General features: G+C 74.6%; 13 protein-coding genes and 1 pseudogene. 9 read left to right on the top strand and 5 right to left on the bottom strand.

Features of this window, described 5'->3' with window-relative positions:
* Positions 1–154: 154 nt before the first annotated feature.
* Together ACYVO2_RS10100 and ACYVO2_RS10095 are read left to right on the top strand one after the other, a co-directional pair.
* Positions 155–1,672 carry an ABC transporter substrate-binding protein gene (locus ACYVO2_RS10100; protein ID WP_461007321.1) on the top strand — a complete coding sequence of 506 codons (1,518 nt, stop codon included), beginning with the start codon at positions 155–157 and terminating at the stop codon, positions 1,670–1,672.
* A 21-nt stretch (positions 1,673–1,693) separates the two neighbouring features.
* A complete protein-coding gene (locus ACYVO2_RS10095) occupies positions 1,694–3,463 on the top strand; it encodes an ABC transporter permease subunit (RefSeq protein ID WP_461007320.1) in 1,770 nt (589 codons plus the stop codon).
* 40 nt (positions 3,464–3,503) lie between these two features.
* Here ACYVO2_RS10095 and ACYVO2_RS10090 read toward each other — a convergent pair whose 3' ends face one another.
* Positions 3,504–4,475: a PrsW family intramembrane metalloprotease gene (locus tag ACYVO2_RS10090; RefSeq protein WP_461007319.1), complete on the bottom strand. Its 972-nt coding sequence runs from the start codon at positions 4,473–4,475 to the stop codon at positions 3,504–3,506.
* A 420-nt stretch (positions 4,476–4,895) separates the two neighbouring features.
* On the opposite strand from ACYVO2_RS10090, the gene ACYVO2_RS10085 reads away from it, so the two are divergent.
* From ACYVO2_RS10085 to rbsD, 5 genes and pseudogenes are all read left to right on the top strand, one after another.
* Complete coding sequence (locus tag ACYVO2_RS10085) at positions 4,896–5,903, top strand: LacI family DNA-binding transcriptional regulator (protein ID WP_461007318.1); 1,008 nt, start codon at positions 4,896–4,898, stop codon at positions 5,901–5,903.
* Positions 5,900–7,426 carry a sugar ABC transporter ATP-binding protein gene (locus ACYVO2_RS10080; RefSeq protein WP_461007317.1) on the top strand — a complete coding sequence of 509 codons (1,527 nt, stop codon included), beginning with the start codon at positions 5,900–5,902 and terminating at the stop codon, positions 7,424–7,426. Before ACYVO2_RS10085 ends, ACYVO2_RS10080 begins: the two co-directional genes overlap by 4 nt.
* Positions 7,416–9,429, top strand: a pseudogene (locus tag ACYVO2_RS10075) (ABC transporter permease/substrate-binding protein). The gene ACYVO2_RS10080 and the pseudogene ACYVO2_RS10075 overlap by 11 nt, the downstream one beginning before the upstream one ends.
* A 105-nt stretch (positions 9,430–9,534) precedes the next feature.
* Positions 9,535–10,446 carry a ribokinase gene (gene rbsK / locus ACYVO2_RS10070; RefSeq protein WP_461007316.1) on the top strand — a complete coding sequence of 304 codons (912 nt, stop codon included), beginning with the start codon at positions 9,535–9,537 and terminating at the stop codon, positions 10,444–10,446.
* Entirely contained in the window at positions 10,443–10,844 is a 402-nt protein-coding gene (rbsD, locus tag ACYVO2_RS10065; protein WP_461007315.1) for a D-ribose pyranase, read from the top strand. Before rbsK ends, rbsD begins: the two co-directional genes overlap by 4 nt.
* Positions 10,845–11,060: 216 nt before the next feature.
* On the opposite strand, the gene ACYVO2_RS10060 is transcribed toward rbsD, so the two are convergent.
* Together ACYVO2_RS10060 and ACYVO2_RS10055 are read right to left on the bottom strand one after the other, a co-directional pair.
* Positions 11,061–11,480 (bottom strand): hypothetical protein, encoded by a 420-nt coding sequence (locus ACYVO2_RS10060; protein WP_461007314.1) that lies wholly within the window; start codon positions 11,478–11,480, stop codon positions 11,061–11,063.
* 278 nt (positions 11,481–11,758) lie between these two features.
* Positions 11,759–12,187: a MarR family winged helix-turn-helix transcriptional regulator gene (locus tag ACYVO2_RS10055; protein WP_461007313.1), complete on the bottom strand. Its 429-nt coding sequence runs from the start codon at positions 12,185–12,187 to the stop codon at positions 11,759–11,761.
* A 136-nt stretch (positions 12,188–12,323) separates the two neighbouring features.
* Here ACYVO2_RS10055 and ACYVO2_RS10050 point away from each other — a divergent pair, with 136 nt between their 5' ends.
* Complete coding sequence (locus tag ACYVO2_RS10050) at positions 12,324–13,211, top strand: MBL fold metallo-hydrolase (protein WP_461007312.1); 888 nt, start codon at positions 12,324–12,326, stop codon at positions 13,209–13,211.
* 17 nt (positions 13,212–13,228) lie between these two features.
* Positions 13,229–14,536, top strand: a complete 1,308-nt coding sequence (locus ACYVO2_RS10045) for an MFS transporter (RefSeq protein ID WP_461007311.1) — start codon at positions 13,229–13,231, stop codon at positions 14,534–14,536.
* 14 nt (positions 14,537–14,550) lie between these two features.
* On the opposite strand, the gene ACYVO2_RS10040 is transcribed toward ACYVO2_RS10045, so the two are convergent.
* Both ACYVO2_RS10040 and ACYVO2_RS10035 read right to left on the bottom strand, forming a co-directional pair.
* Positions 14,551–15,189 (bottom strand): response regulator, encoded by a 639-nt coding sequence (locus tag ACYVO2_RS10040; protein ID WP_461007408.1) that lies wholly within the window; start codon positions 15,187–15,189, stop codon positions 14,551–14,553.
* Positions 15,186–16,388 carry a sensor histidine kinase gene (locus ACYVO2_RS10035; protein ID WP_461007310.1) on the bottom strand — a complete coding sequence of 401 codons (1,203 nt, stop codon included), beginning with the start codon at positions 16,386–16,388 and terminating at the stop codon, positions 15,186–15,188. Before ACYVO2_RS10035 ends, ACYVO2_RS10040 begins: the two co-directional genes overlap by 4 nt.
* Positions 16,389–16,475 lie beyond the last annotated feature (87 nt).

The following is a 16,475-nucleotide window of genomic DNA, read 5'->3' as shown; positions in this document are numbered from 1 at the left end:
TTGACGCTTCATCAAGACCGCCCACCCCGGGCGCACACCTCCCGGCACCCACCCCGATGGGGGTTCAGTAAGGGTTGCCTTATATGCTGACGCCGCCTTCGTGCCGCCCCGGGCATGTCAAGGCTCGCTCGCGCCCGTACGACAGGACCCCACCATGCGCACCACCGCCCGCGGCCTCATCGCAGTGCTCGCACTCTGTCCCCTGCTTGCCGGCTGCTTCTCGGCCGGAGACAGCACCGGCTCCGGCTCCGGCGGGGCGGACGGGCGCCTGCGGGTGGCTCTCGCCGTGCCGCCGGTCCAGGCCCTCTCCCCGTACAGCAACGACGCCACGGTGCTGAGCAAGCTCTCCGTCGCCGAGGGGCTGACCGCGCTCGGCGAGGACGGCACCGCCGAGCCCGCGCTGGCCACGTCGTGGACCCGGGTGAACGACACCACCTGGACGTTCGAGCTGCGCAAGGCGTCCTTCCAGGACGGCACCGAACTCACCGCGGACTCCGTCGTGTCCGCCCTCGGCCACGCGAACGCCGCCGAGCCCAAGCCGCGCGTGCTGAGCGATGTGACGCTGACCGTGAAGGCCGCCGACGCGGACACGGTCACCATCACCACCGGTACCGCCGACCCGGTGCTGCCGCTGCGCCTGGCCAGCCCGGCCCTGGCGGTGCTGTCCGCCAAGGCGTACCGGAAGGACGGCACCGTCAGCCCGGTCGGCACCGGTACCGGGCCCTTCGAGATCACCAGGCTGAACGGCAAGACGAAGGCCACTCTCGACCGGTTCGACGGCTACTGGGGCGGCAAGGCCAAGGCGTCCGGCATCGACGTCACCTGGATGGCCGACGGCACCGCCCGCGCCAACGCGCTGCGGGCCGGCGACCAGGACATCGCCGAGTGGATACCCACCGCCCAGGCGGCGCTGCTCGCCAGGAGCACCCGCCACGAGGTGCCGTCCGTGCGCACCGACAGCCTGATCCTCAACACCGGCGGCGGCGTCTTCACCGACCCGGCGCTGCGCGCCGCCGCTCGCGAGGCCGTGGACGGCTCCGCGCTCGTCGACTCCGTCTTCGGCGGCTACGCCGACCCCGCGCAGGGCCTGTTCGGCCCGGCCGTCCCCTGGGCGGCCGGCGACCGCGTCCAGGTGACCGGCCGCCCTGAGGCCGCCACCACCGCCCAGGTGAAGGCGAGGACCAAGGGCAGGACGCTGCGCCTGGCCACCTACACCAACCGCAGTGAGCTCCCGGAGGCCGCCACCGTGCTCCAGCAGCAGTTGGAGAAGGCCGGGTTCGCGGTGAAGCAGGACGTCCGCGAGTACACCCAGATGGAGGCCGACCTCCTCGCCGGCAAGTACGACGCGCTCGTCTTCTCCCGGGTGACGCTGCTCGACACCGGTGACGCGGTGGCCTACCTCGCCAGCGACTACACCGGCGACGGCGTCTACAACATCGCCCGGCTGCGGGACGCGGCCGTCGACAAGGCCGTCAGGGCCGCCGCGGAGGAGAGCGACACCGACCGGCGGCGGCAGAAGGTCATGCGGGCGGAGGCGGAGATCCTGCGCACCGACGCCGTCGTCCCGCTGGTCCACGAGCAGGTCGTGCAGGGCATCGCGGACGGCGTCGAAGGGGTGCTCCTCGACCCGCGCGAGCGCTCCCTGATCGACCTCTCCACCCACCGCCGCTAGCCCCGGCGGAAGCGACCGCAGGTGAGCACCGCATCCACCGGCCGCACCCCGGCGCGCCGCCTCGCCGGGTGGCGGACCGGGGCCGGCCGTCTGCTCGCCGGGGCCGTGCTGCTGGCGACGGTGGCGCTGCTGCCCTGGCTGTCCCGCACCGATCCGGCGCTGACCGTGCTGCGGGCGCGCTCCGGCGAGCAGGCGCCCACACCGCGGGCGCTGGCCGCCGTACGGGAGCAACTGGGCCTGGCGGACGGGCCGCTCGTCCTCCTCGGACGCTGGCTGAGCGGGCTGGCGCGCGGGGACGCGGGCCGCTCGTGGGTGTCGGGCGAGCCCGTGCTGCCGCAGGTCACCACCGCCCTGGGCGTCTCGCTCACCCTGCTGGCCGGCACGCTCCTGGTCACCGCGGCCACCGCCGGGCTCGTCTGCGCCCGCACCCTGCGCCTGGGCTCCCGGCGGCGCCTGCGGCACGGGCAGGCCGGCGTCGGCGCCGCCGTCCTCGCCGCGTCGCCGAAGTACCTGCTCGCGTCGGTGCTGGCCACCGTGTGCGGAGTGTGGCTGGACTGGCTCCCGTCCAGCGGCTGGGACGGTCCCGCGTCGATGGTGCTGCCGGCGCTCGCCATGGGGCTGCCGTCCGGCGCGCTGATCGGCGGGCTGCTCGACCAGTCGCTGCCCGCCGCCTTCAACGAGCCGTGGGCGCGGACCTGGCACGCGCTCGGCTTCCCGCCGGGGCACTCCGCCCGGCACGCGCTGCGCCGCACCCTGCCGGGTGTGCTGCCGCAGTTCCTGCCCACCGTGGTCGGGCTGGTCGGCGGTGCCGTCGCCGTCGAGAAGATCTTCAACATCCCGGGGCTCGGCCGGCTCGTCCTGGACGCCGCGGTCGCCCAGGACCTGCCCCTCCTCCAGACCGGCACCCTCGCCCTCGTCCTGATCGGCACCGCCGCGGGGCTCCTCGTGCGGGCCCTGCGGCTGGCCCTGCTCGGGCCCGCGCTGCGCGGCGGGGCCCTGCCCACCCTGCACCGCCCCGCCCTCCCGCGGCGCCGGTCGCTCCGGTACACCGCCTGGGCCTGCGGCATCGCGCTCGTGGTGCTCGTCACCGCGGGGATGCTGCGCGACCCCCTGCACGTCGACACCACGGCCCGGCTGCTCGCGCCGTCCGCCGCGCACCCCCTGGGGACGGACGCGCTGGGCCGCGACCTGCTGGCCAGGATCGGCCACGGGGCGCTGCGCACCGCCGCCGTGGCGTGCGCGGTGACGGCGGTCAGCGCGCTCACCGGGCTGGCGCTCGGCATGCTCCCCCGGGTGAGCGCCGGGCTGGCGGACGTGGTCTCGACGCTGCCCGCCGTGCTGGCCGGGCTGCTGGTCACCGCCGTCCACGGCCCGTCCACCGGCGGCGCGGCGCTCGCGGTGTGCCTGGTCGGCTGGAGCCCGTACGCCGCCCAGACCGCGGCCCTGCTGGAACAGGAGCGGGCGAGCGGGCACATCACCGCGTCGATCGCGCTGGGCGCGGGCAAGCTGCACCTGATGCGCCGCCATCTGCTGCCCGCGCTCGCCCCGGCGCTGCTCCGCAACGCCCTGCTGCGCTTCCCCACGGTGGTGCTCGTCCTGACCTCGCTGGGCTTCCTCGGCCTGGGCGAGCAGCCGCCCACACCCGAGTGGGGGCGGTTGCTCGCCGAGAACCAGGCGTACGCCGAACTGGCGCCCTGGACGGTCCTCGGCCCCGCCGCGGCACTGGCGCTCGTCGCCGTGTTCGCCGTCGCCGTCACGGGCATCGGCCGCTCGGAGGACGGCACCGCCTGATCCTCCACGGGTGGCCGTGCCCTCCGCCGGCGGGAGATCGTCAACTGAGCGGGGTCAGCGACTCCGGCCGCGGCGGGAGCGGGAGGCGCGGGTTCGCCGGCGGGGCGGGGGCGGGGCGGTGGCGGCGCCACAGGGTGGTCAGCCAGGCGAGGCCGACCGCGCCGACGACGGCGAGTCCGAGCCAGGACACGGCGGTGAAGAGGTCGATCTGGGCCGTGGTGGGGCGGGGCAGCCAGCCGTGGGTGAGCAGGTCGAGCTGCCGGCCGTCGCCCGTGAGCAGGAGGGTGACGACCAGGGCGACGGTGTGCATGGAGTCCCACAGGGCGTGCAGGGCGGACACGCCCAGGTAGGCGAGGGCCAGGCGCCGGGTGAACCGGAAGTGGCCGCGCCGGCTCGAGGAGAACAGGACGCCGCCGAGGATGGCCGTCCACAGCCCGTGCCCGACCGGGGAGAGCAGTCCGCGCAGGATCTCGGTCTGCACCAGTTGCGTCAGCGACAGGCCCTGGACGGTGAACAGGGCGGTGAAGGCGTAGCCGGCCGACTCGAAGGCGGCGAAGCCGAAGCCGACGGCGGCGCCGAGGATCATGCCGTCGCGGACGGTCCTTCGCGCGAGGTGGCGGGTGAGGAAGGCGAGGGTGAGGAGCTTGACGGCCTCCTCGATCAGGCCGACGCCGATGAAGAGACCGGAGGAGGGGTGCAGGAGGTATGCCTCGAGGACGGACGCGGCGAGCACGCCCAGGACGCCGCCGGTGAGGAAGGTGCTGAAGACGAGGGTGGGGGTGAGTTCGCCGGTGTCGCGGCGTTCGAAGGCCCAGACCACGAAGGTGACCGGGACGAGGAAGCTGCCGAGCAGGACGAGGGTGGGGACGAGGTTGGGGTTGCCCGTCCAGAAGGTGACGACGACGGCCAGCAGCCACAGCGGGAGGCCGGTGAGGAAGACCCGCAGCCACGGCCGGCCGGCCTGCCGCTGAGTCGTTGGCGTAGGAGGTGTCCGAAGCGGGGTCGTGGACATCGGTCTCTCCTTCCGGTGCCGTCGGCGGGCGGCGGCGATCCGTCCACCCCAACGTGCGGGAGTGCCCCGTTTCTCCCCGGCTGCCCGATCCGGCGCCGGACCGGGCCGCCGGGCGCCGGGACGGCCGTGATCCGGGGTCGGCGGTCTCCGGTCCGTCCCGCGGCCTGCCGGACTCCCCGTCTCGGCAGCACCGCGGGCAACACCCGCCTTCCGCAGCCCCACCTTGGACCAAGAGTTGGTAATGGCAAGGTTTCGGCCATGCCAACCTCCCACTGCACCCTCTTGACGCCGCCCATGTAACCGATTCCAATAGCCGCTTGTAATCGTTTCCTTGCGGTTTCTGCATCGATTCCTCCCAGTTTTGGCGTGCTCTGTTCACGCCTGCCCGGAGGGACGGTTTTCGGACAGGGAGTTGTACTGATGGCGAGCATCAAGGACGTCGCCTCTCGGGCGAGGGTCTCCGTGGCCACCGTCTCCCGCGTCCTCAACGGCCATCCCTCGGTGCGGCCCGCCACGCGTACGCGCGTCCGGGCCGCCATGGACGAACTGGGATACCGGCCCAACGCCGTCGCCCGCTGGCTCCGCACGGACGAGACCAGGACGCTGGGCCTGGTCATCAGCGACGTGCTCAACCCGTTCTTCACCGAGCTGGCCCGCTCCGTGGAGGACGAGGCCCGCGCGCTGGGCTACAGCGTCGTCATCGGCAACGCCGACGAGCGCCCCGCCATCCAGGACCACCATGTGCGCAGCCTGCTGGAGCGCCGCATCGACGGCCTGCTGGTCAGCCCCACCGAGGGCGGTTCCCCGCTGATGTTCGAGGCGGTGCACTCCGGCACCCCGCTGGTGTTCGTGGACCGCTGGCTGGAGGGCGTCGAGGTCCCCGTGGTCCGCGCCGACGGCCGCTCCGCCGTCCGGGACCTGGTGGCGCACCTGCACGGGCTCGGCCACCGCAGGCTCGCGGTCATCGCCGGGCCCGCCGAGACCGCCACTGGACGCGAGCGCGTCCGCGCCTTCCGCGCCGCCCTGGGCGACTTCGGCCTCGACCTGCCCCCGGAGTACACCGGCCAGGGCGACTTCCAGGCCGCGAGCGGCCGCCGCGCCACCGCCGCCTTCCTCGACCTGCCCCGGCCGCCGGAAGTCGTCTTCGCGACCGACAACCTGATGGCTCTCGGCGCCATGGACGAGATCCGGGCGCGCGGACTGCGGGTGCCCGACGACGTGGCACTGGTCGCGTTCGACGACATCCCGTGGTTCGTCCACACCGACCCGCCGATCACCGCGATCGCCCAGCCCACCCAGGCGCTCGGCAAGGCGGCGGTGCGGTCGCTCGTGGACCTGGTGGAGGGCCGGGACGCCCTCTCCGTCACCCTGTCCGCCCGTCTGGTGGTGCGCCGCTCGTGCGGCGCGCCCGAAGGGAGCGCCCGGTGAGCGCCGACCACCGCCCCGAACTGCTGCGCGTGACGGGGATCCGCAAGGAGTTCCCGGGCGTGCTCGCGCTCGACCGGGTCGACTTCGACCTGCGGGCCGGCGAGGTCCATGTGCTGCTCGGCGAGAACGGCGCCGGCAAGAGCACCCTGATCAAGATCCTGTCCGGCGCCCACCGCCCCGACGCGGGCCGGATCCTGCTGGACGGCCACCAGGTGCGGGTGCGCGGAGCGCAGGACGCGGAGCGGCTCGGCATCGCCACCATCCACCAGGAGTTCAACCTGGTGCCCGACCTCACCGTCGCCGAGAACGTCTTCCTCGGCCGCCAGCCGCGCCGGTTCGGCCTGCTGGACCGGCGCCGCATGGAGAGGGACGCGGCCGGCCTGCTGGACCGGGTCGGCCTCGACGTCCACCCGCGCGCCCGGGTGCGGGAGCTCGGCATCGCCCGGCTCCAGATGGTGGAGATCGCGAAGGCGCTGAGCCTGCGCGCCCGGGTGCTGATCATGGACGAGCCGACCGCCGTGCTCACCACCGAGGAGGTGGACCGGCTGTTCCGCATCGTGCGGCGGCTGCGCGACGACGGCGTGGGCGTCGTCTTCATCACCCACCACCTGGAGGAGATCGCGGAGATCGGCGACCGGGTCACCGTGCTCCGCGACGGCCGCAGCGTCACCCAGGTCCCCGCCTCGACCGGCCGGGACGAGCTGGTGCGGCTGATGGTCGGCCGCAGCATCGCCCAGCAGTACCCGCGTGAGCGCGCCACCGCGGGAGCGGCGGACGCGGCGCCGCTGCTGCGCGTGCGGGGGCTCACCCGCGGGGGCGTGTTCGAGGACATCTGCTTCGAGGTGCGGGCGGGCGAGGTGGTCGGGCTCGCCGGACTCGTCGGCGCGGGCCGCACCGAGGTCGCCAGGGCCGTGTTCGGCGCCGACCCCTACGACTCCGGCACCGTCGAGGTGTGCGGCAGGCGGCTGCCCGGGGGCGATGTGGGCGCGGCGATGGACGCCAGGCTCGGCCTGGTCCCGGAGGACCGCAAGGGCCAGGGCCTGGTGCTCGGCGCATCGGTGCAGGAGAACCTCGGCCTGGTGACGCTGCGCCGGGCCACCCGCGCCGGATTCGTGGACCGCGCCGCCCAGCGCCGTGCCGCGGCCCGGATCGCCGAGCGGCTCGGCGTGCGGATGGCCGGCCTGTCCCAGCAGACCCGCACCCTGTCCGGCGGCAACCAGCAGAAGGTCGTCATCGGCAAATGGCTGCTCGCCGACACCCGCGTGCTGATCCTCGACGAGCCCACCCGCGGCGTCGACGTGGGCGCCAAGGTCGAGATCTACCAACTGGTCAACGCGCTCACCGCGGCCGGGCACGCGGTGCTGATGATCTCCAGCGACCTGCCCGAGGTGCTCGGGATGAGCGACCGGGTGCTGGTGATGGCGCAGGGCAGGATCGCCGGCGAGCTGTCGGCGGCCGAAGCGACACAGGACGCCGTGATGGCGCTCGCAGTGAAGGATCTGGAGGGTTCCCGTGGCCACTGACCTGCTCAAGCGCAGCCCTGGACCGAGCAGGCAGGGCAGCCGCACCGCCGCCGCGGCACAGGCCGGTCGCCTGCTGCTGGACAACGGCGCGCTGACCGCCCTGGTGGCGCTGCTGGTGGCGATGTCGCTGCTGTCCCCCGACTTCCTGTCCACCCAGAACCTGCTCAACGTCGGCGTGCAGGCGGCCGTCGTCGCCATCCTCGCCTTCGGTGTCACCTTCGTCATCATCTCGGCGGGCATCGACCTGTCGGTGGGCTCGGTGGCCGCCCTCTCCGCGACCGTGCTCGCCTGGTCGGCGAGCAACCAGGGCCTTCCGGTGTGGCTGGCGGTGCTGCTGGCGCTCGCCACCGGTGTGGGGTGCGGGCTGGTCAGCGGCGCGCTGATCGCCTACGGCAGGCTGCCCGCGTTCATCGCCACCCTCGCCATGCTGTCGGTCGGCCGGGGCCTGGCGCTGGTGATCTCCAACGGCAGTCCGATCGCCTTCCCGTCCTCCGTCTCCCACCTCGGCGACACCCTCGGCGGGTGGCTGCCCGTCCCCGTGCTGGTGATGGTGGTGATGGGCCTGATCGCCGCCGTGGTGCTGGCCCGCACCTACTGGGGCCGCGCGATGTACGCCATCGGCGGCAACGAGGAGGCCGCCCGCCTGTCCGGTATCCGCGTCAAGCGGCAGAAACTGGTCATCTACGCCCTGTCGGGCGGCTTCGCCGCGGTCGCGGGCATCGTGCTCGCCTCCCGCCTCGCCTCCTCGCAGCCGCAGGCGGCCGACGGGTACGAGCTGGACGCCATCGCCTCCGTGGTCATCGGCGGCGCCAGCCTCTCCGGCGGCGTCGGCAAGGCGTCCGGCACGCTCATCGGCGCGCTGATCCTCGCGGTGCTGCGCAACGGGCTCAACCTGCTGTCGGTGTCCGCCTTCTGGCAGCAGGTGGTGATCGGCGCCGTCATCGCGCTGGCCGTGCTCTTCGACACGGTGCGCCGCCGGACCTGACCCGCGCCGCCCCCACTCCTGCCTTCCCTCCGATGTCCCCCTGCGGCGATTCCCCGCACAACCCCCGTCCGGAAGGACCCCCGCCATGCGCAACACCAGGCTCCCGATCGCCGCTGCCGCCGCCGCGACGCTCGCTCTCACCCTGACCGCCTGCGGCTCCAGCTCGGCCAGCTCCTCCGACATGAAGATCGGCATGTCGCTGTCCACCCTCAACAACCCGTTCTTCGTCGCCGTCAGAGCGGGCGCCCAGCAGGAGGCCAAGGCCCAGAAGGTCTCCCTGACGGTCACCGACGCCCAGAACGACGCCTCCCAGCAGGCGAACCAGATCCAGAACTTCATCAGCCAGAACGACAAGGCGATCATCATCAACCCGGTGGACTCGGATGCGGCGGGCCCCGCGGTCAAGGGCGCCAACAACGCCAAGATCCCGGCCGTGGCGGTCGACCGCGGCGTCAACAACGCCAAGACCGCGACCACCGTCGCCTCCGACAACGTCGCGGGCGGCAAGCTGGGCGCCAAGGCACTCGCCGAACTGCTCGGCGGCAAGGGCGAGATCGTGGTCCTCCAGGGCCAGCCCGGCACCTCGGCCGCCCGCGACCGCGGGGCCGGCTTCGCCGAGGGCATCAAGGCCTACCCCGGCATCAAGGTCGTCGCCGAGCAGCCGGCCAACTTCGACCGGACCCAGGGCATGGACGTCATGAGCAACCTGCTCCAGGCACACCCCGGCATCAAGGGCGTGTTCGCCGAGAACGACGAGATGGCGCTCGGCGCCGTCAAGGCGCTCGGCGCCAAGGCCGGCAAGAGCGTGAAGGTGGTCGGCTTCGACGGCACCGGTGACGGGCTCACCGCCATCAAGAACGGCACCCTGTCCGCCACCGTCGCCCAGCAGCCGTCACTGCTCGGCAAGCTCGCCGTCGAGAACGCCGTCAAGGCCGCCAAGGGCGAGAAGGTGGACAGCGTGGTCAACGTGCCGGTGAAGGTGGTGACCAGCGAGAACGTGGCGCAGTTCGCCAAGTGAGCCGCCGCCCGGGCCGGTGCCGCGCAGAGCGGCCCGGCACCGGCCCGGGCGGTGCACGGGCCCCGGCGGGGCGCGCAACGGCCGGCACGAACAGAGGGAGTTTCGATGGAGTCCGTCCACGACGTGGTGGTCGTCGGCTCGGCCAACGCGGATCTGGTGGTCGGGGTGGAGCGGCGCCCGGGAGCGGGAGAGACCGTGCTCGGGTCGGATCTGGCCGTCCACGCCGGCGGGAAGGGCGCCAACCAGGCGGTGGCCGCGGCCCGGCTCGGTGCCCGGGTGGCCCTGCTGGGCCGGGTCGGTGACGACGCCCACGGCCGGATGCTGCTGGGGGCGGTCCGGGCGGCGGGGGTGGACACCGGTGCGGTGCTGAGCGGCGGGGCGCCGACGGGTGTGGCGCTGATCGTGGTCGGTCCCGAGGGGGACAACAGCATCGTGGTGTCGCCCGGCGCCAACGCGTTGCTGTCCCCGGCCGAGGTGCGGGCCGCGGCCGGGCTGATCGCGTCGGCCCGGGTGGTGTGCCTGCAACTGGAGATCCCGCTCGCCGCGGTCGCGGAGGCGGTGCGGGCGGCGGGCCCCGGGACCCGGGTGGTGCTCAACCCCTCGCCGCCCGCGCCGCTGCCCGAGGCGGTGCTCGCCGTCTGCGACCCGCTGGTGGTCAACGAGCACGAGGCGCGGACGCTGCTCGCCGCGGAGGACCGCGAGGCCGCGGACGATCCCGAGCGGTGGTGCGCGGCGCTGCTGGCGCGCGGGCCGCGCTCGGTGGTGGTGACGCTCGGCGCGGACGGCGCGGTGGCCGCCGACGCCTCGGGCACCGTGCGGGTGCCGGGGGTGCCGGTGCGGGTGGTGGACACCACCGGCGCGGGCGACGCCTTCACCGGCGCCCTTGCCTGGCGGCTGGCCCGCGGCGACACCCTCGCCGACGCGGTGCGGTTCGCGGTCCGCGTCGGCGCCGCGGCCGTCACCCGCTCCGGCGCGCAGGACTCCTTCCCGACGATCGAGGAGGTGCCGCGGCCGTGAAGCGCAGCGGGATCCTGAACCGTCAACTGGCCGGGGCGACGGCGGCGCTCGGCCACGGCGACCTGGTGCTGGTCTGCGACGCCGGCATGCCGATCCCACCCGGGCCCGCCGTGGCGGACATGGCCTTCCGCAGCGGGGTGCCCACCTTCGCCGAGGTGCTCGCGGGGATGCTGGAGGAACTGGTGGTGGAGGGTGCCACGGCGGCGCGCGAGGTGGACACGGCCAACCCGCGGGTGGCGGGGCTGCTGCGGGAACGCTTCGGCGCGCTCGACGGCGGGCTGCGACTCGTCTCCCACGAGGCGCTGAAGGACCTCAGCCGGCAGGCCCGGCTGGTGGTGCGCACCGGTGAGGCCACGCCGTACGCGAATGTGCTCCTGCGCTGCGGGGTCGCCTTCTGACTCCGGCGGGTGGCGGTGGTGCCGCCGTGCCGCTCTCGCCGGTACGGGGGGTTCCGTGCCGCCGGGGGTTGCGTACCGCCGTCGCACGGCGTCCTCTGTCACCTGCTCGGGCGCCGTTCGCGTCGCTCTTGTGCGCATGAGGCGTCCCGCGGTTGCGCCGGGATGTCCCGGCACAACCGCGATGCCCCGACCGGAGCGGGGTCGAGGCGGTGTCCGTCAGAAGTGGGGGTCGAGGTAGGAGCCCCACTGCATGGTCTGCGAGTCGGCCAGGAACCAGTAGTCGGTGAGGAAGATCGTCTGCCAGGCGGGGTTGTCGGGGTCCAGTGACGACTGCTGGATGTAGTAGCCGTCCTCCGGGGTGAGGCAGTCCTTCCAGGTGTACCCGCCCGCACCGAGGTAGAGGTCCGGGCGCTCGGCGGCCCCTATGATCCCCCAGTCGTAGTGGCCGGAGGCCAGCGTGATGCGACGTTGGACGCAGGATTGCGGCAGGCTGCTGTCGGGGTCGGCGGTCAGCCACTGGGTCTTGGTGTTGTAGGCGATCGGTGCCGCCGAGGCCGCCGAGGCGGTGCCCGGTAGGCCCAGGAGGGCCACGAGCAGGGCCACCAGCGGTAGGAGCGTTCGCGAGATCCTCGCCACGATCATCTCCCCTTCGATGGGAACGAACCGGTGCACCGGGGCAGGAGGACACGGACGGGTAGCCGCGTACGCGCGGTCGTCTGCCTGCCCCGGACTGACAGTCCCCAGGACTAGCCCAGTCCCCTCGGGACCCGTCCCGTCCCCGGGATCGGCTCGTGGCCGACTCGTCGAGGGGCGGACGAGTCGCACTCCTCATCGGCGTCGGACGCTCCGCGGGAGCACGCGGCGGGCTCCTCTTCCGACCGTCACGTCGGCGTCGCCCCATGCGAGCGGGCGGCTCAGGGGCGGGTGACGGCCTGTTCCAGCAGGTCCTGGAGGGCGCGCTGCTGCTGCGGGGTGAGGGCGGCCAGGGGTGAGTCCCGGGTGAGGAGTTCGAGGAGCCGTTCGCGCAGGGCGGTGCCGTCCGCGGTGAGGACCAGGTGCTTGGCGCGGCGGTCGGTGGGGTGGGGGCGGCGTTCGACCAGACCCCGCTTCTCCAGCTTGTCGATGACGAAGGTGGCGTTGGAGGGCTCGCAGCTCATCCGTTCGGCGAGGTCGCGCATGGTCATCGGCCCGGTCAGCTCCCGCAGCGCGGTGGCCTGGGGTGCTGTGAGGCCCAGGGTGACGGCGCGTTCGCGCACATGGTCGGCGATCTGCTGGGCGAGTCCGTTCACCAGACCGCACAGCTCTCGCTCGGCGGTGGCCCGCGGCTCCGGGGACGTCGTCATGGGATTCATCCTACCAAGCCCATCAAGCCTACATATTGCGAGCTTGAATGTTTCTGACTTGATGCTTATGGTTGCGCTGTCGTCGCCGAGAGCCGCGGCGGCATCCGATGCCGGGGAAGCGAAGAAGGAGAGGACCATGACGGATTTCGCGGTCGACCGGGGCGAGCGGTTGCGGCGGGCGGCGGGCATCCGCTCGGTGCAACTGGGCGACCTGAGAGTGTCCTTCGTGCCGGACGGGGTCGTTCAGCTCCCGCCGCGCGGCTGGCTCCCGGACACCACCGACGAGGTGTGGGCCGCCCACCCGGAGTACCTGGACGACTCCGGCAGCCTGGTGGCGAGCCTGGGCGGCCTGCTGGTGGAGAGCGCAGACCGCGCCCTGCTGATCGACGCGGGGTTCGGGCCGCTCTCGCTGCCGCCCGACCCGGGCACCCCGCGCGGCGCGATCCGCGGGGGCGCGCTGCCGGCCGGCCTGGCCGAGCTGGGCCGCGCCCCGGAGGAGGTCGAGGCGGTGGCCTTCACCCATCTGCACCCCGACCACCTCGGCTGGGCGTGGCACCCCGTCCCGGGCGGCGACCTGCCCGTCTTCGCCCACGCCGACTACCTGGTGGCCGAGCCGGAGTGGGCCCAGCGCGACCTGCTGGCGGCACACGGCATGGCCGAGGAGGTCGCCGGACTGGCGCCGCGCGTCCGCACGGTGACGGACGGCCAGGAGGTCTTCCCCGGTGTGCGGATGCGGATCAGCGCGGGCCACACGGCCGGGCACGCCGAGTACGTCATCACCTCCGGCGGGCAGCGGCTGATCGCCTTCGGCGACGCCCTGCACTCGCCGATCCAGGTCGACCACCCGGAGTGGTCCGCGGCCGTGGACCACGACCCCGTCCTGGCCGCCGAGCACCGCCGCCGTCTGGTCGCCGAACTGGAGGAGCCGGACACCATCGGCTTCGGCATCCACTTCGCGGACGTGGTGTTCGGACGGGTCCGCCGGGACGGCGCCGGGCCCGCCTGGCGTCCCCTGGACGCCTGATCCGCCGGGGACGAGCGGTGACCTGGACCATCGCCCGCGGCCGCCCCGCGGAGCCGCGCACCGGGTACTGGCCGGGCGTCGTCGCGGCCGCGCTGACCACGACGGTCACGGTGATGCCCGGCTTCGCCCTCGGCGCCCTCGCCCCCGCGGTCGAACGGGACCTGCACCTGTCCCGCACCGCCCTCGGGCTGATGATCAGCGCCTTCTACGCCGCCACCGCGCTGGGTTCGCCCCTCGCCAAGCGGGCGGCGGCGCGCCTGCCCATCCCCGGGGTGCTCGCGGCGGCGGCGGTGCTCGCCTGCGCCGTGATGCTCACCGTCTCCCGGGCGGACGGCCCGGCCACCATGACGGCGGCCCTGGTGGTGGGCGGGCTCGGCAACGGCCTGGTCCAGCCCGCGGCGGGCCGGCTGATCGCCGCGCGCGTCCCCGGGCGCCGGCGGTCCCTGGCCGCCGGAGCGGTGGGCGCGGCGCTGGGCGCGGCCACCCTGGTCCCCGGCCTGCTGGTCGCCCTGGTGCTGCCAGCCCACGGATGGCGCACCGCCATGGCCGTCGCCGGCCTGGTCGCCCTGGTGCCGGTGGCGCTCGCCCCGCTGACCCGGCTGCCGCCCGGCCCGTCCCCGGCACGGGCCGGGCGGGCCCCGGCCGCTCCCGGGACCCGCCGGGTGCTGGTGCTGTGGGCGCTGGCCGCGGCCCTGTCGGCGACCGGCAACAACGCGGTGGCCACGTACTTCGTGCAGCTCGGCGCCCACTCCGGGCTCCCCGCCGCCGTCACCGGGAACCTGCTGTCGCTCAGCGCCCTGCTCGCGATCGCCGTCCGGCTCACCGCGGGCGCGGTCACCGATCGCGCGCCCCGCCGCAACCCGGCGGTGATCACCGCGATGATGCTCGCCGGAGGGCTCGGGCTCGCGCTCATCGCGATCGGCACGCCGACGACGTTCGTCCTGGGCGCCGCGCTGGCCTTCTCCGCCGGATGGGGCTGGACGGGGCTGCTGCTCGCCGCCACGCTGCGGCTGGTCGCCCACCGGGCGGAGAACGCCGGGCACACCGTCCAGATCGGCGTCTACACCGGCGCCACCGCCGCCCCCTACTCCTTCGCCGCGCTGTCCGGCGCCGTCGGCTTCACCGGTGCCGCGCTCATCGCCGCCGCCTGCGCGTTCGCCGCGGCCGCGGCCATGACCGCGGGAGCGCTGCTGGCGCGACGCCTGGAGCAGGACGAAGCCGCGGGAGCCGCCGCCCCGACGCGTCCGGCGGAGACCGGTGCGGCCGGACTCCGCCCCGCGCCCCCAGCGCTGGAGCGCGCACCGGCACGCGGGGCGGGGCGGTGACCGCAGCGGCCGGTTCAGGCGCGCAGGTAGGCCAGCACCGCCAGGACGCGGCGGTGGTCGTCCGGGGCCGCCGGGGGCAGGTCGAGCTTCGCGAGGATGCTCGCGATGTGCTTGGCTACGGCGGCCTCGGTGACGACGAGGCGGCGGGCGACGGCCGCGTTGGAGCGGCCCTCGGCCATGAGGGCGAGGACCTCGCGCTCGCGCGCGGTGAGCCGTTCCAGCGGGTCCCGCCGCCGGGCGAGGAGCTGGCGCACGACCTCGGGGTCCACGACCGTGGCCCCGGCGGCGACCCGGCTGACGGCGTCGGCGAACTCCTCGACGTCGCCGACGCGCTCCTTGAGCAGGTATCCCGTTCCGGTGCCGCCGCGTCGGTCGTCCAGGAGTTCCTCGGCGAAGGTCTGCTCGACGTACTGGCTGAGCACGAGGACGGCGAGCCCCGGCTGCTCGGCCCTGAGCCGACGGGCCGCCCGCAGGCCCTCGTCCCTCTGGCCGGGCGGCATGCGGACGTCGGCGATCACCAGGTCCGGCCGGTGCTCGCGGGCGGCGGCGAGCAGGGAGGGGCCGTCGCCCACGGCGGCGAGGACCCGGTGGCCGAAGCGCTCCAGCAGGTGGACGAGGCCCTCGCGGAGCAGGACCGCGTCCTCCGCGATCACGATGCGGAGGGACTGTCGCACGGGATCTCCGCTCTGAGGAGGGTGGGCCCGCCGGGCGGGCTGGACAGGAGCATTCTGCCGTCGGCGGCGGCGATCCGGTCGGCGAGGCCGGTGATGCCCGTACCGCGGGCGGGGTCGGCGCCGCCGGAGCCGTTGTCCTCGATGTCCAGCCGCAGGTGGTTCCCCCGGCGGCGGGCGGTGACGCGGCAGCGGTCGGCGCCGCTGTGCTTGGCGACGTTGGCGAGGGCCTCGGCCGTCACGAAGTACGCCGTCTGCTCGACGGTGGCCGGGAGCCGCCCGGGCAGGTCGAGGTCCAGGTCGGTGGGGATCGGGCAGCGCCCGGCGATGTCGCGGACGGCGGCGGGCAGCCCGCGTTCGGTCAGGACCTGCGGGTGGATGCCGCGGATCAGCTCGCGCAGCTCGGTGAGCGCCTCCTTGGCGAGGGCGTGCGCCTCGGCGACCTCCTTCGCCGCGGGGCCGCCGGGGGGCAGGTCGAGGCCGGCCAGGCCCAGTTTCACGGTGAGCGCGACGAGGCGCTGCTGGGCGCCGTCGTGGAGGTCGCGCTCGATGCGGCGGCGTTCGGTCTCGAAGGCGTCCACGAGCCGGGCCCGGGAGCGCATGACCTCGCGGAGTTCGCGGTCCCGGGGAACGAGGACGGCGCGGGCCACCGCACCGCGGGCGCCCGCCCACACGCCGACGGGGTACGCGGAGACGGGCAGCAGCAGGGCCCCGGCGACGGGGCCGGCCACGCTCTGCCAGGTGGATGCGGTGGGCTGGAGGGGGGTGAGCAGCAGGAAGCCGGGGATGCCCAGCGACACCAGGACGACGGCGAGGTCCGTCCAGCCGGCCGCCAGGACGGAGACGGCGCCGTAGCCGCCGGTCCGCAGGCCGCCGCGGAGATCGGACGCCCCGCCGGCCCGTGTCCCGGGCGCGCCGTCGATCCGGTCGGTGTCGACGAGCGCGAGACGGCGCCGTTCGAACGGTCCCGCGAGCGCGGCGGCGAAGACGACGACGGCGGCCGCGCACAGCACGGTGGTGACGGTGCCGAGGGGCGCGGCGAGCAGCCCGGCGACGGCCACGCAGGTCGCGGCCGCGAACACCCCGCCGGACAGCAGGTACCCCGCCGCCCGCCACGGCCACGCGGTGCGGAGGTATCCCAGCGGGCTGCGGCCGATGGCCTCCAGAACGGTTCGGGTCACGGCTGTGACCGTAGCGGCGCAGCACCCGGGCCGCGGTAGTGCCAGGTGGAGTGTCTTGTCTCGCCCGGGCGCCAATGCCCCGGCCGG

It is taken from the genome of Streptomyces capparidis (assembly GCF_054782095.1).
This window is presented reverse-complemented; position numbering and strand designations above follow the sequence as displayed.

What these genes read in the sequence shown, in the direction of transcription:
- ACYVO2_RS10050 (WP_461007312.1), top strand. Translation starts at nt 12,324, where the DNA reads ATGACGGATTTCGCGGTCGACCGGGGCGAGCGGTTGCGGCGGGCGGCG.
- rbsK (WP_461007316.1), top strand. Translation starts at nt 9,535, where the DNA reads ATGGAGTCCGTCCACGACGTGGTGGTCGTCGGCTCGGCCAACGCGGAT.
- ACYVO2_RS10100 (WP_461007321.1), top strand. Translation starts at nt 155, where the DNA reads ATGCGCACCACCGCCCGCGGCCTCATCGCAGTGCTCGCACTCTGTCCC.
- ACYVO2_RS10085 (WP_461007318.1), top strand. Translation starts at nt 4,896, where the DNA reads ATGGCGAGCATCAAGGACGTCGCCTCTCGGGCGAGGGTCTCCGTGGCC.
- ACYVO2_RS10055 (WP_461007313.1), bottom strand. Translation starts at nt 12,187, where the DNA reads ATGACGACGTCCCCGGAGCCGCGGGCCACCGCCGAGCGAGAGCTGTGC.
- ACYVO2_RS10090 (WP_461007319.1), bottom strand. Translation starts at nt 4,475, where the DNA reads ATGTCCACGACCCCGCTTCGGACACCTCCTACGCCAACGACTCAGCGG.